At 63.9% G+C, this 22,049-nt stretch carries 23 protein-coding genes; 7 read left to right on the forward strand and 16 right to left on the reverse strand.

Translation table 11 applies throughout. The annotated features are described in order from the left end of the window. Positions 1-9: 9 nt before the first annotated feature. From BZG29_RS19080 to BZG29_RS28205, 6 genes are all read right to left on the reverse strand, one after another. Positions 10-486, reverse strand: coding sequence for a fasciclin domain-containing protein (locus BZG29_RS19080; RefSeq protein ID WP_253192906.1), 477 nt, complete (start codon positions 484-486; stop codon positions 10-12). Positions 487-751: 265 nt separating this feature from the next. Further along, positions 752-2,194 (reverse strand): efflux transporter outer membrane subunit, encoded by a 1,443-nt coding sequence (locus tag BZG29_RS19085; protein WP_077409188.1) that lies wholly within the window; start codon positions 2,192-2,194, stop codon positions 752-754. A gap of 44 nt (positions 2,195-2,238) precedes the next feature. Continuing rightward, a complete protein-coding gene (locus tag BZG29_RS19090) occupies positions 2,239-5,439 on the reverse strand; it encodes an efflux RND transporter permease subunit (RefSeq protein WP_077406327.1) in 3,201 nt (1,066 codons plus the stop codon). A 2-nt stretch (positions 5,440-5,441) separates the two neighbouring features. After that, on the reverse strand, positions 5,442-6,686 hold the full coding sequence (locus BZG29_RS19095; protein ID WP_070258022.1) for an efflux RND transporter periplasmic adaptor subunit: 1,245 nt from the start codon (positions 6,684-6,686) through the stop codon (positions 5,442-5,444). Positions 6,687-6,957: 271 nt separating this feature from the next. Then, positions 6,958-7,818, reverse strand: coding sequence for an alpha/beta hydrolase (locus BZG29_RS19100; RefSeq protein ID WP_077406330.1), 861 nt, complete (start codon positions 7,816-7,818; stop codon positions 6,958-6,960). Further along, positions 7,815-7,985, reverse strand: a complete 171-nt coding sequence (locus BZG29_RS28205; protein ID WP_171985059.1) for a hypothetical protein — start codon at positions 7,983-7,985, stop codon at positions 7,815-7,817. Before BZG29_RS28205 ends, BZG29_RS19100 begins: the two co-directional genes overlap by 4 nt. Before the next feature lie 190 nt (positions 7,986-8,175). Between BZG29_RS28205 and BZG29_RS19110 the strand changes: the two genes are divergently transcribed. The 3 genes from BZG29_RS19110 to BZG29_RS19120 are packed head-to-tail and all read left to right on the forward strand — an operon-like array spanning position 8,176 to position 10,561. Next, the gene (locus BZG29_RS19110; protein ID WP_077406336.1) at positions 8,176-9,135 is read left to right on the forward strand and encodes a LysR family transcriptional regulator; all 960 of its coding nucleotides are present in this window, start codon (positions 8,176-8,178) and stop codon (positions 9,133-9,135) included. Continuing rightward, complete coding sequence (locus BZG29_RS19115; RefSeq protein ID WP_077406339.1) at positions 9,132-10,109, forward strand: D-2-hydroxyacid dehydrogenase; 978 nt, start codon at positions 9,132-9,134, stop codon at positions 10,107-10,109. Before BZG29_RS19110 ends, BZG29_RS19115 begins: the two co-directional genes overlap by 4 nt. Further along, positions 10,106-10,561, forward strand: a complete 456-nt coding sequence (locus tag BZG29_RS19120) for a hypothetical protein (protein WP_077406342.1) — start codon at positions 10,106-10,108, stop codon at positions 10,559-10,561. Before BZG29_RS19115 ends, BZG29_RS19120 begins: the two co-directional genes overlap by 4 nt. Positions 10,562-10,564: 3 nt before the next feature. Here the strand turns inward: BZG29_RS19120 and BZG29_RS19125 are convergent, their stop codons facing one another. From BZG29_RS19125 to BZG29_RS19160, 8 genes are all read right to left on the reverse strand, one after another. Further along, complete coding sequence (locus BZG29_RS19125; RefSeq protein ID WP_253192649.1) at positions 10,565-11,077, reverse strand: DUF1993 domain-containing protein; 513 nt, start codon at positions 11,075-11,077, stop codon at positions 10,565-10,567. Further along, complete coding sequence (locus tag BZG29_RS19130; RefSeq protein WP_077406345.1) at positions 11,074-11,538, reverse strand: hypothetical protein; 465 nt, start codon at positions 11,536-11,538, stop codon at positions 11,074-11,076. The genes BZG29_RS19125 and BZG29_RS19130 overlap by 4 nt, the downstream gene beginning before the upstream one ends. A gap of 89 nt (positions 11,539-11,627) precedes the next feature. After that, positions 11,628-12,509 (reverse strand): alpha/beta hydrolase-fold protein, encoded by an 882-nt coding sequence (locus tag BZG29_RS19135; RefSeq protein WP_077409190.1) that lies wholly within the window; start codon positions 12,507-12,509, stop codon positions 11,628-11,630. A 75-nt stretch (positions 12,510-12,584) separates the two neighbouring features. Beyond that, positions 12,585-13,808, reverse strand: a complete 1,224-nt coding sequence (locus tag BZG29_RS19140) for a HAMP domain-containing sensor histidine kinase (RefSeq protein WP_077406349.1) — start codon at positions 13,806-13,808, stop codon at positions 12,585-12,587. Continuing rightward, on the reverse strand, positions 13,805-14,515 hold the full coding sequence (locus BZG29_RS19145; RefSeq protein ID WP_077406352.1) for a response regulator transcription factor: 711 nt from the start codon (positions 14,513-14,515) through the stop codon (positions 13,805-13,807). Before BZG29_RS19145 ends, BZG29_RS19140 begins: the two co-directional genes overlap by 4 nt. Then, positions 14,512-15,051 carry a GNAT family N-acetyltransferase gene (locus BZG29_RS19150; RefSeq protein WP_077406355.1) on the reverse strand — a complete coding sequence of 180 codons (540 nt, stop codon included), beginning with the start codon at positions 15,049-15,051 and terminating at the stop codon, positions 14,512-14,514. Before BZG29_RS19150 ends, BZG29_RS19145 begins: the two co-directional genes overlap by 4 nt. Positions 15,052-15,066: 15 nt before the next feature. Then, positions 15,067-15,414, reverse strand: a complete 348-nt coding sequence (locus tag BZG29_RS19155; RefSeq protein WP_150131002.1) for an SMI1/KNR4 family protein — start codon at positions 15,412-15,414, stop codon at positions 15,067-15,069. Further along, positions 15,411-15,974, reverse strand: a complete 564-nt coding sequence (locus BZG29_RS19160; protein WP_077406358.1) for a GNAT family N-acetyltransferase — start codon at positions 15,972-15,974, stop codon at positions 15,411-15,413. The genes BZG29_RS19155 and BZG29_RS19160 overlap by 4 nt, the downstream gene beginning before the upstream one ends. Before the next feature lie 139 nt (positions 15,975-16,113). On the opposite strand from BZG29_RS19160, the gene BZG29_RS19165 reads away from it, so the two are divergent. The 4 genes from BZG29_RS19165 to BZG29_RS19180 all read left to right on the forward strand — a co-directional run bounded on the left by BZG29_RS19165 (position 16,114) and on the right by BZG29_RS19180 (position 19,846). Next, positions 16,114-17,706 carry a sensor domain-containing diguanylate cyclase gene (locus BZG29_RS19165; RefSeq protein ID WP_171985060.1) on the forward strand — a complete coding sequence of 531 codons (1,593 nt, stop codon included), beginning with the start codon at positions 16,114-16,116 and terminating at the stop codon, positions 17,704-17,706. Positions 17,707-17,714: 8 nt separating this feature from the next. Then, the gene (locus BZG29_RS19170) at positions 17,715-18,482 is read left to right on the forward strand and encodes a CPBP family intramembrane glutamic endopeptidase (RefSeq protein WP_171985061.1); all 768 of its coding nucleotides are present in this window, start codon (positions 17,715-17,717) and stop codon (positions 18,480-18,482) included. An 8-nt stretch (positions 18,483-18,490) separates the two neighbouring features. Then, positions 18,491-19,147 (forward strand): hypothetical protein, encoded by a 657-nt coding sequence (locus BZG29_RS19175; protein WP_077406367.1) that lies wholly within the window; start codon positions 18,491-18,493, stop codon positions 19,145-19,147. A gap of 192 nt (positions 19,148-19,339) precedes the next feature. Then, on the forward strand, positions 19,340-19,846 hold the full coding sequence (locus BZG29_RS19180) for an ATP-binding protein (protein ID WP_077406370.1): 507 nt from the start codon (positions 19,340-19,342) through the stop codon (positions 19,844-19,846). On the opposite strand, the gene BZG29_RS19185 is transcribed toward BZG29_RS19180, so the two are convergent. Both BZG29_RS19185 and BZG29_RS19190 read right to left on the reverse strand, forming a co-directional pair. Then, positions 19,843-20,988, reverse strand: a complete 1,146-nt coding sequence (locus BZG29_RS19185; protein ID WP_077406373.1) for an alpha-hydroxy acid oxidase — start codon at positions 20,986-20,988, stop codon at positions 19,843-19,845. The two genes, BZG29_RS19180 and BZG29_RS19185, sit on opposite strands and share 4 nt — an antisense overlap. A gap of 94 nt (positions 20,989-21,082) precedes the next feature. Next, complete coding sequence (locus BZG29_RS19190) at positions 21,083-22,039, reverse strand: phytanoyl-CoA dioxygenase family protein (RefSeq protein ID WP_077406376.1); 957 nt, start codon at positions 22,037-22,039, stop codon at positions 21,083-21,085. Between the last annotated feature and the right edge of the window lie 10 nt (positions 22,040-22,049).

The following is a 22,049-nucleotide window of genomic DNA, read 5'->3' on the forward strand; positions in this document are numbered from 1 at the left end:
TTCGTCCGTTTATTTTGGCATCAGCACCGTGTCAATGACATTGATCACGCCATTCGATTGATATACATCATAGGTGCTGATATTGGCGCTGTTGCCGCCCTCGTCCATCACGACGATGTTGTGCATGCCGTTCATGGCGAACATCAGCTTGCCCCCGCTGGCCGTGGGCAGGGTCGCCTTGCCGTCATGCATTTTGATCTCCTTCGCCAGCGCCTTGAAGTCGTATTTGCCCGGTACCACGTGGTAGGTGAGGATTTTCGTCAGGGTTGCCTTGTTTTCCGGCTTGACCAGGGTATCGACGGTGCCGGCCGGCAGCTTGCCGAAGGCCGTATTCGTCGGCGCGAACACGGTGAACGGGCCCTTGCCTTTCAAGGTATCGACCAGGCCGGCCGCCTTGACGGCGGCGACCAGGGTCGTATGGTCGGCCGAATTGACGGCGTTGTCGACGATGTCCTTGCTCGGATACATGCTCTGGCCGCCCACCATGGTCGCCATGTCGGCGGCAAACGGGGCGCTGGCGGCCAGCAGGGAAGTAAAGGCGGTGACAAACAGTGCTGCGGGAATAAAGGTGCGCATGATGGTATCTCCTGGATGACTGCGTTTGCGTGATTGCAGGAGTACTTACGCGGCCTTGCCGCAAACGGATTCAACTCGCTGAAAACAAAAAAACGGCGCCGTGCAAGCGCACGACGCCGTTTTGACGATGTTTTCCTTGCCGCGGGCCGGACATGCCAGCCCGCGGTGCCGGAAATCAGTTGGCCGCCACCTGCGGCTCGGCATCTCCCCAGCCGCCGCCCAGGGCGCGGATCAGCGCCACGGTGGTGACGGCGCGGTTGCCGCGCAATTGCACGGCGTTGCGCTCGATGGCCGCCAGGTTGCGCTGCGCGTCGAGCAGATCGAGGTAGCTGGAACGGCCCGCGTCGTACAGCTTTTGCGCCAGGTCGGCCGAGCGGCGCGCCGAAACGACGGCTTCGTCGATCTGCTGCGTCTGGCCCGACAGGATGCGCAGGCCGGCCAGGTTGTCTTCCACCTCGGCGAACGCCACCAGCACGCTCTGGCGATACGTGGCCACCGACTCTTCCAGCTGCGCTTCGCTGCGGCTCACGGCAGCTTTATTGCGTCCGCCGTCGATGATGGGCATCGACATCAGGGCGCCCAGCAGCCAGGAACGGCTGCTCCACTTGAAGATGTCCGAGAACGTATCGGACGCGCCGCCGCCGGAAGCGTTCAGGGTCAAGGCCGGAAACATGGCCGATTTCGCCACGCCGATGCGCGCATTCGACGCTTCCATGGTGCGCTGCGCCGACGCGATGTCGGGACGGCGCTCCAGCAGGGACGACGGCATGCCGGCCGGGATCACGGGCAGGAAGCCGCTGTCCTGCAGCGGGTTGACGCCCGCCGTGAAGCTGGCGGCCGGTTTGCCCAGCAGGACGGCCAGCGCATGTTCGCTGGTCGCGCGCTGGCGCTGCAGGCCGATGGCTTCGGCGCGCGTGGTCGACAGCTCCGTGCGGGCACGGGACAAGTCGAATTCGCCGATGTCGCCCAGGTCATAGCGGCGCTGGTTCACATGCACGCTTTCCTCGCGCAGGCGCACCGTCTGTTCCAGGGTCGCCAGTTCCGCATCCGTGGCGCGCAGCTGGAAGTAGGTTTGCGCCACGTCGGCCTGCAAGGACAGCAGCACCGAGCGGTAAGTCGCTTCCACGGCCAGCGCATCGCTGCGCGAGGCGCTGACGTTGGCCGCCACCCGGCCGAACAGGTCGACTTCATAGCTGGCCGTCAGGTTGGCCTGGTAGACGTTGGTCGCCGCCACCGGCGCGCCGTTCGGCAAGCCGAGCGACACGGCGGAAGCGCGGTTGCGCTGGCCGCCCACGTTGACGCCCACTTGCGGGATGCGGTCCGCTTCGGCGATGCCGGCAATCGCCCTCGCCTGCTTGACGCGGGCGGCGGCCACCGCCAGGTTGGCATTGGCTTGCGTGGCCTCGTTGATCAGGCTTGTGAGGGCCGGATCATTGAAGGCCAGCCACCACTCGCCGCGCGCCTGGCGCTCGGCTGGCACGCCCTGCTTCCAGCGCGTGCCGTCCGCCGCCGTCTGCACGGCAGGCGTTTGCGCTTCCTTGAACGCCGCCGGCGTCTCGATCTGCGGCTGCTTGAATTCCGGCGCCGCGCAGGCGGCCAGCAGCACGGCTGCGGCCATGGCGCTCAAGACGGGCGCCGCGCGCCGGATGATTTCCTTGGTTTTCAATATATATCTCCTTCCAGGTTCAATGCTGGCGCGGCGGCAGGCTTGGCGGCAGCATCGGCTGGTTTTTTCTCAAAACGCTGCGCCAGGGTGCGCAGCAGTACGTAGAACACGGGCGTCAGGAACAGGCCGAAGAAGGTCACGCCCAGCATGCCGGCGAACACCGCCACGCCCATCGCATGGCGCATTTCCGAACCGGCGCCGTGCGAGAACACGAGGGGCACCACGCCCATGATGAAGGCGATCGACGTCATCAAAATCGGACGCAGACGCAGGCGGCACGCTTCCAGCGCCGCTTGCACGACGGTGCGGCCATGCTCTTCCAGTTCGCGGGCAAATTCCACGATCAGGATCGCATTCTTCGACGCCAGCCCCACCAGCACGAACAGCGCGATCTGGGTAAACACGTTGTTGTCGCCGCCGGTCAATTTGACGCCCAGCAAGGCGCACAGGATCGACATCGGCACGATCAAAATCACGGCCAGCGGCAGGGTCCAGCTTTCGTACTGGGCAGCGAGCACCAGGAACACCAGCAGCACGCACAGCGGGAACACATAGATCATCGTATTGCCGGACAAGATGTCCTGGTAGGTCAGCTCCGTCCATTCATACGAAATCCCCTGCGGCAGCACTTCCTTGGCGATGCGTTCCAGCGCGGCTTGCGCCTGGCCGCTCGACACGCCAGGCGCGGCGCCGCCGTTGAAATCGGCTGCTGCATACGCGTTGTAGCGCTGCACGCGGTCAGGACCGTAACTATCCTTGACGCGCATCAACGACGACAGCGGGATCATTTCGCCTTTGTCATTACGGACTTTCAGCTGCGCGATATCCTGGGCATGTGAACGGAAAGCCGCATCGGCTTGTACGCGCACCTGGTAGGTGCGGCCAAACTGATTGAAGTCATTCACGTACAGCGAACCGAGGTTGATCTGCAAGGTCTGGTAAATCGTTTGCAGCTGCACGCCCATCTGCTTGGCTTTTACACGGTCGACGTCGGCGAACAGCTGCGGCACGTTGATCTGGTAGCCCGAGAACACGCCCGCCAGTTCCGGCGTCTGGTAGGCCTTGGCGGCCAGCGCCTGGGTGGCGTTGTACAGCGCGTCGTAACCGAGGTTGCCGCGGTCTTCGATCATCATCTTGAAGCCGCCGATGGTGCCGAGGCCATTCACAGGCGGCGGCGGGAAGACCATGATGAAGGCGTCCTGGATGCCGCCCAGGCGCTTGTTGATCTCGGCCGCGATGGCGCCGCCCGACAATTCCTTGCTGCCGCGTTCATCGAACGGCTTCAGGGTGGCGAAGACGATGCCGGCGTTCGGCGCATTGGTGAAGTCGTTGATCGACAGGCCGGGGAAGGCGATGGTCGATTCGACGCCAGGCACCGACTTGATGACGTCGGACATGCGGCGCACGACATCTTCCGTGCGGTCCAGCGAAGCGGCGTCGGGCAATTGCGCAAAGCCCACCAGGTATTGCTTGTCCTGCGCCGGCACGAAACCGGCCGGTACGGACTTGAAGGTGAAGATGGCGGCAACGACCAGCAGCGCATACACGCCCAGCGAGGCGCTCTTGCGGCCCAGCACGCCCTTCACGCCCGCTTCATAGCGGTGCGAAGCGCGGCCGAAAAAGCGGTTGAACCAGGCGAAGAAGCGGCCGAAGACCATGTCCATGCCGCGCGTCAGCGCGTCTTTCGGCGCATCGTGCGGTTTCAACAGCGCGGCCGACAGGGCTGGCGCCAGGGTCAGCGAGCTGAAAGCGGAAATCACGGTCGAAATGGCGATCGTCAGCGCGAACTGGCGGTAAAACTCGCCGGACAAACCTGGCACGAAGGCGATCGGCACGAACACGGCGCACAGCACCAGGGCGATGGCGACGATAGGACCGCTGACCTCTTTCATGGCCTGGATGGTGGCGTCGCGCGGCGACAAGCCTTCTTCGATGTTGCGCTCGACGTTTTCCACCACCACGATGGCGTCATCGACGACGATACCGATGGCCAGCACGAGACCGAACAGCGACAGGGTGTTGATCGAGAAGCCAAAGCCCAGCATCACGGCAAAGGTGCCGACGATGGAGACGGGAACGGCCAGCAGCGGAATGATCGATGCGCGCCAGGTTTGCAGGAAGATGATCACCACCAGCACCACCAGGGCGATGGCTTCCAGCAGGGTATGGATCACGGCTTCGATGGACGAACGCACGAACTGCGTCGGGTCGTACTCGATGCGGTATTCCACGCCTTGCGGGAAGTCTTTTTTCAGTTCTTCCATCTTGGAACGCACGTCGGACGACAATTGCAGCGCGTTGGCGTTCGGCGCTTCGAAAATACCCATGCCGACGGCCGGATTATTGTTCAGCAGCGAACGCAGCGAGTAGCTGTTGGCGCCCATTTCCACGCGCGCCACGTCCTTCAGGTGCGTGACGGCGCCGTCGGCATTGGTGCGCACGATGATGGCGCCGAATTCCTCGGGCGTCTGCAGGCGGCCCTGGGTGTTGACGGTCAGCTGGAAGTCCGAGTTCTTCGCTGGCGAGGCGCCGATCACGCCGGCGGCCACCTGCACGTTCTGCTCGCGGATGGCGTCGACGACATCGTTCGCCGTCATGCCGCGCGCCGCTACCTTTTGCGGGTCGAGCCAGATGCGCATGGCATAGTCGCCGGCGCCGAAGATCTGGATGTCGCCCATGCCGGGCAAACGGGCCAGTTGATCCTTGACGTTCAGCACCGCGTAGTTGCGCAGGTACATGTCGTCATAGCGCTTGTTCGGCGAGACCAGGTGCACCACCATGGTCAGATTCGGCGACGATTTGACGGTCGTCACGCCGATCTGGCGCACTTCCTCGGGCAGGCGCGGCAAGGCGCGCTGCACGCGGTTCTGCACCTGCGTCTCGGCCTGCTCGACGTTGGTGCCGATCTTGAAGGTCACGGTCAGCATCATCGCGCCATCGGAGGTGTTTTGCGAGGACATGTAGAGCATGTTCTCGACGCCGTTGATCTGCTCTTCGAGCGGCGCGGCCACGGTTTCGGCGATCACTTTCGGGTTGGCGCCCGGGTATTGCGCGCGCACCACCACGGATGGCGGCACGACGTCGGGATATTCGGAGATGGGCAGGCCGAAAATCGACAGCAGCCCGGCCACGAATATGACAATCGACAGCACCGCCGCGAAAATCGGCTTGTCGATGAAAAAGCGGGAAAAATTCATGTTTATTCCTTGGAAGTCGATGCTGCTTTCGCGGCGATCTTGGCGTCTTTTACTTCAGGTTTTGCGGGAGCGACGGGCGCGGTCGGGTCGAAATCCATCGCCACCATCTGCGGCGTCACGGGCGCACCGGGGCGCACGCGCTGCAAGCCGTTGACGACGATCTTTTCGCCCGCCTTCAAGCCTTCGCGCACCACGCGCAAGCCGTCCGAGGCCGGGCCCAGCTTGACGGCGCGGTATTCAGCCTTGTTGTCTGCGCCTACCACGTAGACGTATTTGCGGCTCTGGTCCGTGCCGACGGCGCGGTCGCTGATCAACAGCGCCGTGCTTTGCGCCTGCGGGCCATTGCCGCCGTCGAGCTGGATGCGCGCGAACAGGCCCGGCACCAGCTGGCGCTCGGCGTTGGCGAAGGTGGCGCGCATGCGCACGCTGCCCGTGGCCGGGTCGAGCTGGTTGTCGACGAATTCCAGCTTGCCTTCGTGCGGGAAGCCCGTTTCGTTGGCCAGGCCCACCTTGACGGTGACGGGCGTGCCCTTTTGCGCCGTGCCGGCCACGCGCAGATACGTATCTTCATCGCCGTCGAAGCTGGCGTAGATGCGGTCCGTCGACACCACGGAGGTGAGGATGGCGGAAGCGTCGATCAGGTTGCCGACGGTGATTTCCGCCTTGCTGACGCGGCCGCTGATCGGCGCCTGCACCTGCGTGTACGACAGGTTCAGCCTGGCCGCTTCATACGCGGCTTGCGCCGAGCGGGCATTCGCGTCCAGCTCTTTCAAGCCCGAGGCCTTTTCATCGAATTCGCGCTGGGCGATGGCTTTTTCGGCCAGCAGCTTTTCAGCGCGCGACAATTCCAGCTTGGCCAGTTCCGCCTTGGCGCGGGCCGAGGCAGCCGTGCCTTCGGCGCGCGACACTTCGGCCTGGAATGGGCGCGGGTCGATGACGAACAGCACGTCGCCTTTTTTGACTTCGCTGCCCGGCTTGAAGTTGACGGCCGTGATGAAGCCGCCGACCCGCGAGCGGATTTCCACGCGCTCGATCGCTTCCAGGCGGCCCGAGAATTCCTGCGTTTCCGTGATCTGTTTTTCCACGACGGCGGCGGCCGAGATGGGCGGGCCGCCGGCCGCTGGCGCGTCGGGCACCTTGCTGTTGGCCGAATCGCAGCCGGCCAGGCTCACGGCCACCAGACCTGCCAGCGCGAGCGAGGCAGCCAGGGGCTTCAGCAGAGTGGAAAATTGTTGAACGTTTTTCATTTTATTTCCCTGTTTTATGAAAATTTCTAATGGTATGGGCGGCAGGAAGCAACCCAACTGAAAAAGTGAATGGTGGTGCCATGGCGCCCGACGGCGCTCGATCAAAGGTAAACAGGCCGCCAGCTGCTTAAAAGCGGACGGGGACGACGAAGCTGGCTGTGCGAACGCACAACTCAGGCAGGAAGGGAACTACACTGCGTAGTGTAGCAACCAAAACTCAAAAAGTAAACTGATTAGTGTAAGTTTTTTTGCGGTGCCGCGGATGGCGGCGTCATGACTCGGGCTCCTGCCCCAGTCCGGCGACGAAACTGCTAATTTCGCTCAATACCTGCACCTTGCAGGCGCATTCATTACGGGCGGTGGCGTCTTGCAGCGGCGCGGCGGCCATGCGCCGCACGGTGGTCTTGATGCCGCAGGCGATCAATTTGCTGCCGTATTGTTCAGCCTCGTCGCGCAATGGGTCGTCTTCGCTGGACAAGATCAAGGCTGGCGGCAGGTTCTTCAGGCGGCTCGACTGCAATGGCGACGCGTACGGATGGGTACGGTCAGCGGCATTCGGCAAGTAGCCACGGTAGGCGGCGGCGCACTGGTCCGCCACTTCCGCCAGGTCGGGACAGCTCGGCAAGTGGCGCATCGAGCAGGTCGACAGGCCGGGGTCGAGCATGGGCATGATCAGCACCTGGCCCGCGAGGGGCGGTCCGCCCCGGTCGCGCGACATCATCGCGCATACGGCGGCGAGGTTGGCGCCCGCTTCGATGCCCGATACCACCATCTGCTTGCCCGTCCAGCCCAGCTTGGACTTGTTCTTTTTTGCCCACAGCAGCACGGCATGCGCGTCTTCCACGGCGGCGGGAAATGGCCGCACGCGGGCCAGGGTGTAGTTCGCGGCCAGCACCACGTGGTCGGGATTGCTCAGCACGAGGCAGCGCAGGAAGTCGTCCGCGTCGTCCAGGTCGCCGTCGACAAAGCCGCCGCCATGGAAGAAAACCATCAGGTTCGGCTGCTTGGCGCCCGGCACGCCGGCCGTGTAGACGCGCGCGCCGAGCGCATCCTGCGCGCCCTGCACCTGGATGTCGCGTATCTTCAGCGCCTGGCCAGGCGCCAGTTCGGCCGCGGTGTCGGCAAAGCTCATTGCGCCACCACCGGCGGCACCGCAGCATCGAGCACCGTGTCGTTCAGGCACAACAGGGCGACGCCGCCCACTTCATGGGTCAGGGCGCTATACCCGCTCGCTTCGCTTTGCGCCGCCATCGAGTATGCATCCGTCGATACCATCGCGGCCAGAGCGAGCGAGCTCATAGCGAGAGCGAGCACTGCAAAGATTCCATTCCGATGACCCATGATATTTCTCCTGTGAACTTCCTGCGGCAATCACATTTATGCTGCAGTACAACAACTATAGACTTGATCTACAATCTGATAAAGAGTGCAATGACGAATTGATTATTCAGGATTCTGAATAATCGAACGTAAAGTGATAGGAAATCAAGTGAACAAGCTGCAAGCCATGGAAGTTTTCATCCAAGTCGTCGATGCGGGCGGCTTTACGCGCGCGGCGGAAAACATGCAGCTGCCGAAAGCCACTGTCTCGACCCTGATCCAGTCGCTGGAAGCGAGCCTGTCGGTTAAGTTGCTCAACCGCACCACGCGCCACGTCAGCATCACGTCCGATGGCGCCGCCTATTACGAACGCTGCGTGCGCATCCTGTCGGACGTGCGCGAGGCCGAAGAATCGCTGTCGCGCACGCGTTTGAGTCCCAGCGGGCGGCTGCGCGTGGATGCGCCCACGGCCCTGGCCAGCGAACTGATCATCCCCGCCCTGCCCGACTTCTTTGCCCGCTACCCGGACATCTCGCTGGAACTGGGCTGCAGCGACCGCCCCGTCGACCTGATCGAGGAAGGCGTCGATTGCGCCGTGCGCGGCGGAGAATTGGGCGACCTGAACCTCATCGCGCGCCGGGTCGGCGTATTGCATTTCATCACCTGCGCCGCGCCCGGCTACCTGGCGCGGTACGGCACGCCGCAGCACCCGAACGACCTGGCGCAGCACCGGGGCGTGAATTTTTTCTCCGCCAAGACGGGCAAGACCTTCGACTGGGATTTCACGCGCGCCGGCGAACGCATCCAGATGTCCATGCCCAGCCATATCGCCCTGAACGACTCGAACGCCTACGCGGCCGCCGGCCTGGCGGGCCTGGGCATCGTGCAAATGACGCATTTCATGCTTGCACCGCTGCTGGAACAGGGCAAAATGGTGGAATTGCTCAGCGAATGGGAATCCGACCCGCTGCCCATCCACGTGATCTATCCGCCCAACCGCCACCTGTCCGCCAAGGTGCGCGTATTCGTCGAATGGGTCGCCGACATGTTTACCAACCACCCGGCCACGCAACTGAAGGGCAAGAGCACCCTGCCCGCGCGTGCCACCCTGACCGAGGCCCAGCCATGACCGCAGCAAGCACACCGCCGCCCCCGCACCGCATCGTCTTTCTCGACCGCGACAGCCTGATCGCCACCGTGCGCCCGCCCGCCTTCGCCCATAGCTGGCAAGAACATGCGCACACCAAGGGCAGCGAACAGACGGTGGCTCGCCTGCAAGGCGCCACGATCGCCATCACGAACAAGGTGCCGCTGCGCGCGGCCGATCTGGCGCAGTTGCCGGACCTGCAAATGATCGCCGTGGCCGCCACGGGCACGGATATCCTCGACCTGGCCGCCTGCCGCGAGCGGGGCATCGTCGTGGCGAATATCCGCGACTACGCGCGCGCCACCGTGCCCGAGCATACCTTGGCCCTGATGCTGGCCCTGCGCCGCCAGCTCATCGCCTACCGCGCGGACGTGGAAGCGGGACTGTGGCAGGCGTCCGACCGCTTCTGCCTGTTCGGCCACCCGATCCGCGACCTGGCCGGCAGCCGCCTGGGTCTGCTCGGCTACGGCGCGCTGGGCAAGTCCGTGGCCCAGCTGGGGCGCGCCTTCGGCATGCAGGTGATCGTCCACAACCGTTCCCCGATCCAGGAAGACGGCGTCAAGGAAGTGAGTTTTGACGAACTGCTGGCCACCTCCGACGTACTGAGCCTGCACCTGCCCTTGACGGACAAGACGCGCAACATCATCGGAGCAAAGGAACTGGCGCGCATGCAGCCGACGTCGCTGCTGATCAACACGGCGCGGGGCGGCCTTGTCGACGAAGCCGCCTTGGCCGAGGCCTTGAAAAACGGCGTGATCGCCGGCGCCGGTTTCGACGTGCTGTCCAAGGAGCCGCCCCCGCCCGACAACCCGCTGTTAAATTTGCGCCTGCCCAACTTCATCCTCACGCCGCACACGGCCTGGGCCAGCGGCGAGGCCATGCAGAAGCTGGCCGACATCCTGATCGGCAACGTGGAAGCGTTCGAACGCGGTGCTCCCGTGAACGTGGTGGCATGAGCCTGTTAAACGAGCTGGATGAACTGCTGTGCAGCGACGACGATGAATACGACCGCCTCGACCTGTTCCTCGAGGCGGACGAGCTGATCGGGCAACTGCAAGCGGCCGACATGCCTGCGCTGCTGGCACTGTGGCAGACGCGCAGCCCGTGCTGGCAGCAGCGTTTCACGCAAGCGAGCAGCAACATCGACGACGCCGTGCTGCGCGCCCTGCTGGCCGGTTTGCTGCAGATCAAGGAGGCCACGCACGGCGTGCTTGAATTGATGTCGCGCCTGCCGCCCGTCGCCGACAACTCTGCCCTCAGCGACGCGCTGCTCGCCTACGCCGAGCAAGCCTGGCATGCAGACCCGGCACGGTACCGGCAAATCCAGATCAGTTGCTGGAGCTGCGGGCTGTCGGGCCGGCTGTTGAAGCGGCTGGGACTGTCTACCTGGAAGGATGCGGGGCTGTAGCCACTACGGCGCGGCGGGACGCTCAAAACTGAAACCCGGCGCGTAAGCGTGATAGCCATCGAAATCACCCTTGCCGATGGCCGCGCCGCCGCTGCGCGCAATCGCATACGCCATGCTGAAATGAAAGTAGAAATTCGGCACAATGTACAGATTCAAATACTCATCGGCCGGCAGCGCGATGTCGGCAAAACCGGCCCGGTCGCGGCAGATGCGCCCGGGCGGCCCGTCAAAACGTTCCGCGGGGATGGCCTTGAGGTAGCGCATGGTCTGCGCGATCTGTTCCTGCAGGCTGGCGGCGCCGCTGAAATCGGCCACGTCCAGCCCTGCCAGCGGGCAGCAGCCGCGCAGGGAAAAGCTCACGGCCGCGCGCACTTGCTGGGCGAATGGCAGCATGTCCGGGTGCAGGCGCGCCGCCAGCATGTGCGGCGCGGTGCCGGTCTTGTCGAGCATGGCGGAGAGCTGCGCCAGGGAGCGGCAAAAGATGGTGATGGGATTGATCTGCATCATGTCCGTCATGTCAAACCTTCCTGCTCGGCAACCTTCTTCAGCACGCGGATCAACCGGCGTTCGTGGCGGCCCACGGCGTCCCAGTCCCAGGCGTCGGGCGAACCGAATTCCGGGTAATGGCGCTGCCATTTTTCCGCGCGCTTTTGCGAATTGGCGCTCACCTGCGACGCCAGTCCCTTGCCGCTGGACAGGCGCAGATACACGTGGATGACGCCCCAGCCTTCGCACACATAACGATACGTGAGGCCGCCGCACTGGGCCGGGTCGAGGGCGATACGGCGCGGGGCAAAGTGCCCGGCCATGTCCGGGTAATGCACGGCCAGGAACACCTCGCCGGCCCCTTCGGTCTCCAGCCTGGCCGCATACGCGCACAGCTCGGCAGGCGAGTGGAAATGCAGCGTTTCCCGTTCCGCCTCCGAATACGCCTGCGCCACGGCCACGCCGGGCTTGGCAAAGATCGCCGCGGCCATGGCCGCGATACCTGCTGTTGATAATCCCACTGTGCCTGCCTTTCCTATTGCCTGATGGTTACGCCCTGCGCCGCCATCCTAGCATGGCGTCAACGGCGATGGCGGCTGAAAAACTCCCACATCACCTCATTTGCATCGATGGCGCGCGTGGTCTTGCCGATGGGCAGGCCAATATTAAACGCATCGGCGCCCGGCCATGTGTGGCCGCCCTCCTTGACGGTGAGCAAGGCCACGCTGGCGCCGCCCGTACCAGCCCCCTGTTCCTGCCAGGTCACTTGCGTGGCGTCGCCAGCGGGACCGGGAAGCAGGCGCGGCTGCGGCCTGGCGCCTTCGATGCCGTTGTGCCTGCGCCAGTAATCGAACGTACCTTCGGCCGACAGGTAGCTGGCGGCCTTGCCCTCGAACAGCACGACCTTGTCGGCCGTGCCCTGTATCAACAGCATGCCGACCTTGTCCGTTTTCTGGTGATGCTGCACCACGGGTTCCGGCATGGGCGCCCCCACCGAGACGACGGCGGCGAACTGCTGCGGCAGCTCGGCCGCCAGGCGCAGGGCAAAGAAACCGCCGCGCGACAGGCCCGTGGCATACACGCGCTGCTCGTCGATGCGGTAATCCTGCTTGAGTTTGCTCAACATCGCTTGCGTAAAGCCGACGTCGTCCGTGCCCGCCAGGTAATCCATGCCGAAACCCACGTTCCAATCCTGCTTGATGCCTTGCGGATAGACGACGATGAACTGGTGCCGCTCGGCCGTCTTGTTCATCTGCGTGTACAGCATCTGTTCCGCCATGCTCATGCCGCCGCCATGGAAATTGAAGACGACGGGAAAGGTCTTCTGAGGCTGGCTTTGATATGCAGCCGGCGTGTAGACGATGTAGCGGCGTTTTTCCTCTTTGTGGACGAGGCTGGTCACTTGCGCCAGCGCGGGGATGCTGGTGCAGGCCAGCACCAGCAGGCTGATAAGACATTTCATGCGGTTTTCTCCGTTGATCAAGAGCTTGCAGCTTACGCAGGCGCCGGTGAAATCGCGGTGAAATCTCCCTGCTTTTTACTGTTTCTGGAGGGGAATGATGTCGACGCGGTACTGCGCCGCGCCCGGATGGAAAACGATGTCCCAGCGCATGGCTTGCGCCAGGCGCAGCAGCAGGTTCTGGCCGTGCGCGAAACCGTGGACGCGCCGCGGCTGGCCCGCCGTCACCGTATTGACGATGCTCAAGCGGCCTTGCGCAAACGCAATGCTGATGCGGCAAGCGGGGCCGCCATGGAACAGGGCATTCCCCAGGCAATTATTTAGGAGCAACATGACCAGTTGCACGTTGCCGACCACCTCCAGCCGCTCGGGCAAGTCCAGGGTCAGCAGGCTGGCATCCCAAGGGTGTTCGTCGAGCAGGCGCAGCAGGCATTGCTCGATGCAGCCGCGCAACTCCACCACGTCGCCCGGCAATTGCTCGGCCCGTGCCAGCGCGAACAGCACGTCGATGGTGGCGCGCATGTCGTCCGTGGCTTGCCGCAGCTGCGCCTGCTCCTGCTTGTCCAGCGGCTGCGCATAGGCCAGCGCCAGTGTGTTATGCATCAGGGTGAGCGGCGTGCGCAATTCATGGCTGACGTCGCGGGTGAATGCCTGTTCCCGCCGCAACACTGCCTGCAGTTCGGTAAACGTGGTTTCCAGGCGGCGCGCCAGGAAACCGATCTCGTCGGGACGGTCGCGCTCGCTGAAGTGCACGGCGCCGCCGGGCGCCAGCTGGCGCGCTTCGTGGGCCAGACGCTGCAAGGGCAGCACGAGACGCCGCGCAAGCCAGTATGCCAGTAGCAAGGCCAGGGCTATCAGCGCCAGCGCCACCCCAGCCACGACACCGCCCACTTCCCGCGTCAGGCGCGACACCACCAGCACGGGCGCCACGTCGGCCAGCAGATAGCAGCGGGCCGGCTTGCCGCCGGTAACGAAATCGAGCGCCAGCACATGATAATGCTGGCCCGTCGTCGTAAACACTTCCGCGCGCGGGGCGGACGGCGGCACTTGCGCACGCACCGCTTGAGGCAAATCAAGGTAACTGCCATAAACCGTGATGAGGTCGCTGCCAGACGGCGTAAGCTGACCGTGCTGGCGCAAGCGCTGGTTGACGGCCACCGCCTCGCGTTCGAGCAGGCGCTGCACCAGCATGTCTTCCGTGACGTAGGCAATCACCAGTGCCAGGCCCGTGTAGCACAGGCACAGCAGGACGGTGAAGCCGGCCAGGGCCGCGAACAGGCGCTGCCGGATCGACTGGCTCATGGCGATGCCGCAGCGTCGAAGGCCAGGCGGTAGCCCAGCTGCGGTATGGTCACCAGCATGCCCGCCGCGCCAGACCCGCCAAGCAACTCCAGCTGCTTGCGCAGCGCGTAGATGTGCGATTTGAGAGCGTCGCTGTCGGGCGGCTGGCTGCCCCACAGGGCTTGCAGCAAGGCCGAGCGCGATACGGCGTGCGGATGCTCGCGGCACAGCAGCAGAAGGATCTTAAAACCCGTCTGCGTCAGCGGCAGCGTTGCGTCACGGTACAGGGCGCGTCCTGCGCGCGTCTGCAAGGTAAACGGACCCACGCGCATTTCCTGGTGCACGTGCAACTGCTGCCGGCGCGCCAGCGCTTCGCAGCGCAAGGCCACTTCGCGCAAGTCGAACGGCTTGGTCAAATAGTCGTCGGCGCCGTCGCAGAAACCGCGCGCCTTGTCTTCGTAAGAGTCGCGCGCCGTCAACATCAGAATCGGCACATTGCTGGGCGCCCCGGCCTTGATGGCGCGGCACACTTGCAAGCCATCCAGGTCGGGCAGGTTCAGGTCCAGCAGCACCACGTCATAGACGTTGCGCGTGGCCAATTGCACGGCCAGCGCGCCCGTGCCCGCATGGTCCGTCTGCCAGCCCAAGCCGTCGAGGAAATCGAGCACCTGGCGCGCGATGGCCAGGTGGTCTTCCACCAGCAGGATACTCAGGGGAAGTTTATTCATCGCACGCCGGCAATGCGCGCAGACAGCCAGAAATTGCCCGATCTTCCGCGAACTTGCCGGTAACAGCGCAGATAGCCTTCCCGTTCGAAAGCGCAGCGTTCGAGCACGCGGATCGAACGTTCATTACTCTCCAGCACGGTCGCCTGAATGCGCAGCAAACCAAGGTGCCGGAAGCCCCACTCCACGACGGCGTTCACGACGGAGGTGGCCACGCCCTGCCCCCACACGGCAGGAGCAAGATCGTAGGCGATTTCGGCCGTGCGGTGCTGCGGAGAAATGGCATTGAAGCCGATCGTGCCCACCAGCTGGCCGCCGTCGCGCAGCACGACGGCCAGCCGTATGGACGAAGACGGCTCTGCCGATGCATAGTCATCGAAATTGGCTTGCAGATCATCGATGCTGCGCAAATCCCAGCTCGTGTGCTCCACGACGGCAGGGTCGGCCAGGTAGGCATACCAGGCGGGCGCGTCGCTGCGTTCCAGGTGGCGCAAGGTCACCAGCCGATGGTCTGCAGCGGGTAAATCGACAGCGATCATCGCCTGGCATCCTTTTTAGTCAAGCGGGCAATCGGCGGCCAGCCAGGCATGGAAATCATCGGCGGTCCGTTCAAAATCGTCGCGCTGCATCGAGCCATGGCCGACCAGGTACACGGCACGGTCAGCGCCGTCGAGCGCCAGCATGACGGCGCGCCCGCCGCTGTCGTCGCCGATGGCGAGGTAGCCGGGGCAGGATTGCGGCACGTCATAGGTTTCGTTGCGTTCCCGCAAGCTTTCCGCACCATACAGCAGCACTTGTTCGCCGCGCAGGCCTTCCTGCCAGTCCTGCAGAAAGCGCAGATAATGCGCCGGCAAGGCGTGGCCCAGCCAGCGCTGGACGGCGTCGATGTCTTGTCCGCTCACGCGGCGCCCTTGCGGCGCGCTTCCCACTCGCGGCGCAGCAAGCCGTACAGGGCCGAATCGCTGACGTGGCCGCCGACGATCCAGCGCTCCGGCAAAAAGCCTTCCTTATTAAAACCCTGGCGTTCCAGGGCGCTGGCCGAGCCGGCGTTGAGCGGGTCGATATCGGCTTCCAGGCGGTTCAGGTCGCGCTCGATGAACGCGTATTCCAGCAGCGCGGACAGCGCTTCGTGCATATAGCCACGGCCCCAGTACGGGCGGCCCAGCGCGTAGCCGATTTCAGCGCGGCGGTTCTGGCGGTGCTCGGAAAACAGGCTGCAGCTGCCCAGGTATTCGCCCGTCGCCTTCAGCTCGACGGCAAAGCGGAAGAATTCCTCTTTCTCGAAAGCGGCGATGTCCTCGGCAATCTGGCGCGCGGCGCGGCCCGTGTCTTCCCAGGGCGGTTCGCTGAAATAGCGCATCACTTCGGGATCGGAATGCATGGCGAACTGCGCCGCCTCATCGGACGGTTGCGGCTTGCGCAGGATCAATCGTTCAGTGGTGATGGTCTTGCTGTAGGTCATGGCTCTCCAGTCTGGCGGCAAACGGACGAATGCTTATTATTTCATGCAACTATAACGATGTGGCAATTTTGTACGCCTGCTTTTAATGTAGTATGGCAATATTTTCACCATATCATTGATGCAACTTCATGATTCGCCTATGGATGCAGTAAAGAATGCAATAAACAAGGACGCGGCGGGCACCCTGCCGGCGCAGCCCGAGGTCTTGAGCAAGCACAAGCGGCCAGTGATCGTCTGGGCCAGCATCGCCTTCTTCTGCATGTGCGCCATGCTGCTTGGCATGACCATCTGGATCGTCTGGTCTTCGCGCGAAGTCCGCCTGCGCGAGAGCAGCGCGGCGACGGAGAACATGGCGCGCGCCCTTGCCACGCAAGCCTACATGGAACTGGAAGTCGCCGATGTCATGCTGGAAGATATCGTCGAACACATCCGCAACGAAGGCAATAATGACGCCACCGGCGAGCGCTTGCAATCGCATCTGCAGCAGCTGTCGAGGAATATCGTGGAAATTGCCGGCGTCTTCATTTTTGACAGCCAGGGGGACTGGCTGGCCACCTCGTCCGGCGCCATGCAGGACGGCAACAACGCCGACCGCGATTATTTCACCTATCACAAGACGCATGCGCAGCTGAGCAGCCGCATCAGTGCGCCCGTGCGCAGCAAATCCAGCGGGCAATGGGTCTTGCCCGTGTCGCGCCGGGTGGAATTGGCGGACGGTTCCTTTGCCGGCGTGGTGCTGGTCACCCTGGGGCTCGCCTCCTTCGAACGCATCTACGATAGCCTCAACCTTGGCAACACGGGCACGGCATTCTTTGCCCTCGATGACGGTACGCTGATTTACCGGCGGCCGTTCCAGCCCAATATCATCGGCATGGATATTTCGTCGGGCGCACTCTTGCGCGCCTACCGCGAAAAAGGGCCGGTGGGCACGGCCATGATGACGGCAAAGGTGGACGAAATCGAACGGCTGTACAGCTATCGCCACCTGGAACGCTTTCCCGTCATCGTGGCGGCGGGGCTATCGAAGGAAGACATCTTCGCCGAGTGGCAAAGGCTGAGCATGCAAATCGTGCTGGCGTCGCTGGCGGCGGGAGCGGCGCTGATCTACCTGTTCCGCAGGCTGATGCGGCAGATTGCCGTACGCGACCGCATCGAAGCCAGCCTGCGCCTGGCCACGGCGGAGCTGCGGCACGCGAATGCGGATCTGGCGGCGCGGGCGTCGCAAGACGGCTTGACGGGACTGGCCAACCGCCGCTGTTTCGACGAGACGCTGGCTCAGGAATTGAAGCGTGCCCAACGCAGCGGGCATCCTGTGTCGCTGATCATGCTCGACGTGGATTTCTTCAAGAAATTCAACGACCAGTATGGCCACGTGGCCGGCGACGGGTGCCTGCAGGCAGTTGCCGGCGCCGTGGCCCGCAGCGTCGGCCGGACCGAAGACCTGGCGGCACGCTATGGCGGCGAAGAGTTCGCCGTGATCATGCCCGGCACCAACGCCGCGGGCGCGCTGGAAGTCGCGGAAGCCATCCGCTCGGCCGTGGAAGCCTTGCAGATTCCCCATGCGGCCAGCGCAAATGGCGTCGTGACGGTCAGCCTGGGCGCGGCCACGCTGCAGCCCGGCCAGCAGCGATGCACAGAGAGCAGCGAACTGATACGCCAGGCCGACGCCTTGCTGTACCAGTCGAAAAACACGGGCCGCAACCGCGTCAGCGGCGGCGGGCCGGCAGCATGAGGCCGCCCATGTCCAGGAAAAGAATCGCCCTCAGCATGCCGCTCGCCCTCATCGCACTGGCCATCTGGCTGGGCTTGAGCATGGGCGGCCGCTGGCTGGAATCGGCCGGCTATGCCTTGCCGGGCGCAGCCGTCACCGGCCGTATCGGCCTGTCGTGGGCGCTGGCCGCCCTGTTCGCGCTGGCGCTGCTGCTGGCGTCAAGCCGGCCCCGCGAAGCGGGCCTGTGCGCGCCGCAGCCATGGAAAACAGTGTGGCTCGCCTCGCCGCCCCTGCTGTATGCGCTGCTGATGCTGTTGCTGGCCTGGGCCGGCGGCTGGCCGCAGCCGCGCGTGCTGCTGGTCGTCGCGTGCAATGCGGCGCTGGTGGCCATCTCGGAAGAGCTGATGTTCCGCGCCATCTTGCTGCAAGGCATGCTAGAGCGCTACGCCGTCTGGCCCGCCGTCCTGATGTCATCGGCGCTGTTCGGCCTGGCCCATACGGCCAACGGCCTGGCCTCGGGCGACGTCAGCGGTGCCTTGTGGCAAGCCGTGGCCGCCACCCTGCAGGGCATCGGCTACGCGGCCATCCGCCTGCGCACCCGCTCGATCTGGCCCATGGTGCTCGTGCATGGCTTGTGGGACTACGCGCTGGTGACGGCCACCTTGCCCAACCCGGCCGAAGATGGCGCGTCGATCCTGCCGTATATCGCCCTGCTGGCCGTGCTGCCCCTGTGCCTGTACGGCGTCTACCTGCTGCGTCCCAGCCAACGGGCGGCCATATCTCAATTACAACTATAGGAACAGACATGGCGTTTTTTTCACGCGAGTACGAAGTATTTCTGCTGCTTGCCGCGCCCGATGCGCCGTCGCTGTGGGATGCGGCGCAATGGATGCCGTTTGCCGCCAGCCTCGATGGCCTGATGGCGCAGGCTGGCGCGCGGGGCAAGGCCGCCTTGCGCAGCCATCAATACAATCCCAAGGGCAAGTCAATTCCCTTTGGCCGCCTGGGCTGGGACGCCAAATCGCACGCGAAGTGGACGCACACGCCGGCCACGACGGAAGCCCGCTTCATGAGCCTGGAAGCATGGGCGCCCACCTGGACCGTCTGCGAAAAGGACAACCAGGCGCCCGATGTGTTCCTCGCCCTGGCCAATGAATCGCTGCTGGGACTGGCAGGAAAAACCTTGCAGTTCAGCCAGCGCCTGGTGTGCGCCATCGCCACGGACATGGGCCCGGAAGCGGCCGCCACCTTGCGGCAATCCCTGGCGCAACTGGCCGCGCAGCAAGACGCCGTCGTCTTCGCCCATACGCACCGCCAGTGGGGCCGCGCCTCGCCGTATGGCGGCTTCACGGGCGCCATCCAGGACATGCTGATCGGCGGCCTGTTCCGGCAGGACGACCCGCATGCGCGGCCGCTCGATGACACCGCATTCCAGGATACGTGGAGCAGCATCGGTCATTGACAGCGCCTGACATTCCATGGCATCGTTCAGTCATGCAATCGCCATTCCCGCCCCTGCCATCGATTATTGCCGCCATTCCAACGATGGTGGCTTAGCAGAACTGTGATTGCCAAAGCCGCCCGGGAGGCGGCTTTGATTTGCAGCAATAGATCAAGACGTCTCGCAGGCATTATTTCTTTCTAGCGAGCGACCATGTCCCCTACTCCCAGCACCACCGCTTCCCCCACCCTGCACCTCGTGTGCGGCAAAATTGCCTCGGGCAAATCCACCCTGACCGCCCGCCTTGCGGAGGCGCCGCACACCGTGCGCATCAGCGAAGACAGCCTGCTGGCGCAGCTGTATCCGGGCCGGATCGCCAGTCTGGCCGACTACGCGGCCTGCGCGGCGCTGCTGCGCGCGGCCATCGCCCCTTTGACCCTGCAGATGCTGCAGGCGGGCGTGTCCGTCGTGCTCGATTTCCCCGCGAATACACCGGCCAGCCGCGCCTGGATGCGCGCACTGTTCCAGCAGGCGGGTACGCCGCACGTGCTGCATTACCTCGACGTGACGGACGACGAATGCAAGGCGCGCTTGCGCCAGCGCAATGCCAGCGGGCTGCATCCGTTTTCCACCAGCGACGCGCAATTTGATGAAATCACGCGCCTCTTCGTGCCGCCGCAGGCATCGGAAGGTTTTGAAATCGTGCGGATTGCCGCTTAAAACGTCCCCGGCAGCAGGATTTTCTTGTCCACCTGCTGCAGGTCGCGCAAGCCGCAAAACGCCATCGTCAAATCGAGTTCATTGCGGATGATGTCCAGGCATTTGCTCACGCCCGGGCCGCCCATGGCGCCCAGGCCGTATAAAAACGGGCGGCCGATGTACACGCCTTTCGCGCCCAGTGCCACGGCCTTGATCACGTCCTGCCCCGAGCGGATGCCGCCGTCCATGTGCACTTCGATCTGGCTGCCGACGGCGTCGACGATGGCGGGCAAGGCTTCGATCGACGATTGCGCGCCGTCGAGCTGGCGCCCGCCGTGGTTCGAGACGATCAGCGCGTCGGCGCCGCTTTCCACGGCCAGGCGCGCATCTTCCGGGTCCATGATGCCCTTAATGATGAGTTTGCCGCCCCAGCGCTGCTTGATCCATTCCACGTCCGCCCACGACAGGCTCAGGTCGAATTGCTGCTGCGTCCAGGCCGACAGGGACGACATGTCGGACACGGACGTGGCGTGGCCGACGATGTTGCCGAAGCCGCGGCGTTTCGTGCCCAGCATGCCCGCCACCCAGCGCGGCTTGGTGGCCATGTTGAAGATGTTGGGAATCGTCAATTTCGGCGGCGCCGACAGGCCGTTGCGCAAGTCCTTGTGGCGCTGGCCCAGCACCTGCAAGTCCAAGGTCAGCACGAGCGCGCCGCATTTTGCCGCCTTGGCGCGGTCGATCAGGCGGTTGATGAATTCGCGGTCTTTCATCACGTACAGCTGGAACCAGAACGGTTTCGTCGTGTTCGCCGCCACGTCCTCGATCGAGCAAATGCTCATGGTCGACAGGGTGAACGGCACGCCGAATTGCTCGGCCGCCTGGGCCGCGAGAATTTCGCCATCCGCATGCTGCATGCCCGTCAAGCCCGTGGGCGACAGGGCTACCGGCATCGCTACGTGCTGGCCCACCATGGTCGAGGCCAGGCTGCGGTTTTCCAGGTTGACGGCCACGCGCTGGCGGAATTTGATCTTGGCGAAATCGCTGTTGTTGGCGCGGTACGTCGATTCCGTCCAGGAACCGGAATCGGCGTAGTCGTAAAACATGCGCGGCACCCGTTTCTGGGCCAGCACGCGCAAGTCTTCGATGCAGGTGATGATACTCATGCGTTTCCTCGGTCGATGGCAAGTCAAGCCATGATCGTGCATTTGCCGGCAATTGTCTATCCGGCAGGCAATGCCATCGGACGTGGCGCCACGCTTACCAGCCGCGCGCGCCGAGGATCTTCTCGCCCAGCGCGGTCAACCGCGCCTGCGGATAGCGCAGTTGTTCCTTTTCCTCGGGGTCGCCGGGAAACGCATAGCCTTGCGGCGCGCTGCGTTCGCGCCAGCTTTGCACTCTCCAGTCGCGCAGGGTTTGATTGTCTTCCTGCGCGGGCGTGAAGGAAATGTATTGCGCCAGGCGCACCTGGTCCGTCGACGTGTTCGGGCGGATGCCGTGCGCCAGCAGGCTATTGAAAATCAGCAACTCCCCTTTCTTCATGGCGATGAATTCCATCGGATACGGCACCGTCGCCAGGTCCGGCTGCCATGGGTTGCGGTCGAGCGGCACCGTCTTGCGCCAGCTCAATAAATGATTGAACAATTCTGGATAGCACTGGAAACCGCCGCTCTCGGGCGAGGTGTCGGACAGGGCCAGCACGCCTTGCACGTTGACGGGCAGCGGGTCGAGCGTGGTGTCGGCATCCCAATGGATGAAGCCGCCGAACTTGCGCTTGCCATGGTTCGGCGTGTTCAGGTTGGCGCGGTCGATGGTTACCCACAAATCCTGACGGTCCCAGATATCGACAAAGGCGTCGTACACGCGCTGGGTCTGGCGATTATCCCACAGGGTCTGGTTGTGGTAGGCCTCGACCATGCCGGAACCGTTGAGCTCTTTCATCGCGTGGTCGCGCAACTGCTCCCGGTTCCAGGTGGCGGGGTCGTGCTGGTCGAGTCCCTGGAATTCCCACAGGAAATCGGTTGTGCGGCGCACCTGTTCCGGCGTCACGGCATCCTTGACGATGACGTAACCGTAGGTTTGCCAGTGCAAAAAGTCGCTGTCGGACAGCACGCGCAGGGGCAGCTGTTTTTGTATGTCGCGCAACTGGGTTTGTTCCGTGTAAGCCACGGACGGATTGCCGGGACGGTCTTCGCCGTACTGATATCGGTTTTGCATCGCTGTCTCC

Origin of the sequence: Janthinobacterium sp. LM6 (assembly GCF_002002885.1) — a bacterium.
GTDB classification, from domain to species: Bacteria; Pseudomonadota; Gammaproteobacteria; order Burkholderiales; family Burkholderiaceae_D; genus Janthinobacterium; species Janthinobacterium kumbetense.

Excerpts from the sequence above, each read along its gene's own strand:
- BZG29_RS19080 (WP_253192906.1), bottom strand. The coding sequence starts at position 486 with ATGGTGGGCGGCCAGAGCATGTATCCGAGCAAGGACATCGTCGACAAC.
- BZG29_RS19085 (WP_077409188.1), bottom strand. The coding sequence starts at position 2,194 with ATGGCCGCAGCCGTGCTGCTGGCCGCCTGCGCGGCGCCGGAATTCAAG.
- BZG29_RS19090 (WP_077406327.1), bottom strand. The coding sequence starts at position 5,439 with ATGAATTTTTCCCGCTTTTTCATCGACAAGCCGATTTTCGCGGCGGTG.
- BZG29_RS19095 (WP_070258022.1), bottom strand. The coding sequence starts at position 6,686 with ATGAAAAACGTTCAACAATTTTCCACTCTGCTGAAGCCCCTGGCTGCC.
- BZG29_RS19100 (WP_077406330.1), bottom strand. The coding sequence starts at position 7,818 with ATGAGCTTTGCCGACACCGCGGCCGAACTGGCGCCTGGCCAGGCGCTG.
- BZG29_RS28205 (WP_171985059.1), bottom strand. The coding sequence starts at position 7,985 with ATGAGCTCGCTCGCTCTGGCCGCGATGGTATCGACGGATGCATACTCG.
- BZG29_RS19115 (WP_077406339.1), top strand. The coding sequence starts at position 9,132 with ATGACCGCAGCAAGCACACCGCCGCCCCCGCACCGCATCGTCTTTCTC.
- BZG29_RS19120 (WP_077406342.1), top strand. The coding sequence starts at position 10,106 with ATGAGCCTGTTAAACGAGCTGGATGAACTGCTGTGCAGCGACGACGAT.
- BZG29_RS19125 (WP_253192649.1), bottom strand. The coding sequence starts at position 11,077 with ATGACGGACATGATGCAGATCAATCCCATCACCATCTTTTGCCGCTCC.
- BZG29_RS19130 (WP_077406345.1), bottom strand. The coding sequence starts at position 11,538 with ATGGCCGCGGCGATCTTTGCCAAGCCCGGCGTGGCCGTGGCGCAGGCG.
- BZG29_RS19135 (WP_077409190.1), bottom strand. The coding sequence starts at position 12,509 with ATGAAATGTCTTATCAGCCTGCTGGTGCTGGCCTGCACCAGCATCCCC.
- BZG29_RS19140 (WP_077406349.1), bottom strand. The coding sequence starts at position 13,808 with ATGAGCCAGTCGATCCGGCAGCGCCTGTTCGCGGCCCTGGCCGGCTTC.
- BZG29_RS19145 (WP_077406352.1), bottom strand. The coding sequence starts at position 14,515 with ATGAATAAACTTCCCCTGAGTATCCTGCTGGTGGAAGACCACCTGGCC.
- BZG29_RS19150 (WP_077406355.1), bottom strand. The coding sequence starts at position 15,051 with ATGATCGCTGTCGATTTACCCGCTGCAGACCATCGGCTGGTGACCTTG.
- BZG29_RS19160 (WP_077406358.1), bottom strand. The coding sequence starts at position 15,974 with ATGACCTACAGCAAGACCATCACCACTGAACGATTGATCCTGCGCAAG.
- BZG29_RS19165 (WP_171985060.1), top strand. The coding sequence starts at position 16,114 with ATGGATGCAGTAAAGAATGCAATAAACAAGGACGCGGCGGGCACCCTG.
- BZG29_RS19170 (WP_171985061.1), top strand. The coding sequence starts at position 17,715 with ATGTCCAGGAAAAGAATCGCCCTCAGCATGCCGCTCGCCCTCATCGCA.
- BZG29_RS19175 (WP_077406367.1), top strand. The coding sequence starts at position 18,491 with ATGGCGTTTTTTTCACGCGAGTACGAAGTATTTCTGCTGCTTGCCGCG.
- BZG29_RS19180 (WP_077406370.1), top strand. The coding sequence starts at position 19,340 with ATGTCCCCTACTCCCAGCACCACCGCTTCCCCCACCCTGCACCTCGTG.
- BZG29_RS19185 (WP_077406373.1), bottom strand. The coding sequence starts at position 20,988 with ATGAGTATCATCACCTGCATCGAAGACTTGCGCGTGCTGGCCCAGAAA.
- BZG29_RS19190 (WP_077406376.1), bottom strand. The coding sequence starts at position 22,039 with ATGCAAAACCGATATCAGTACGGCGAAGACCGTCCCGGCAATCCGTCC.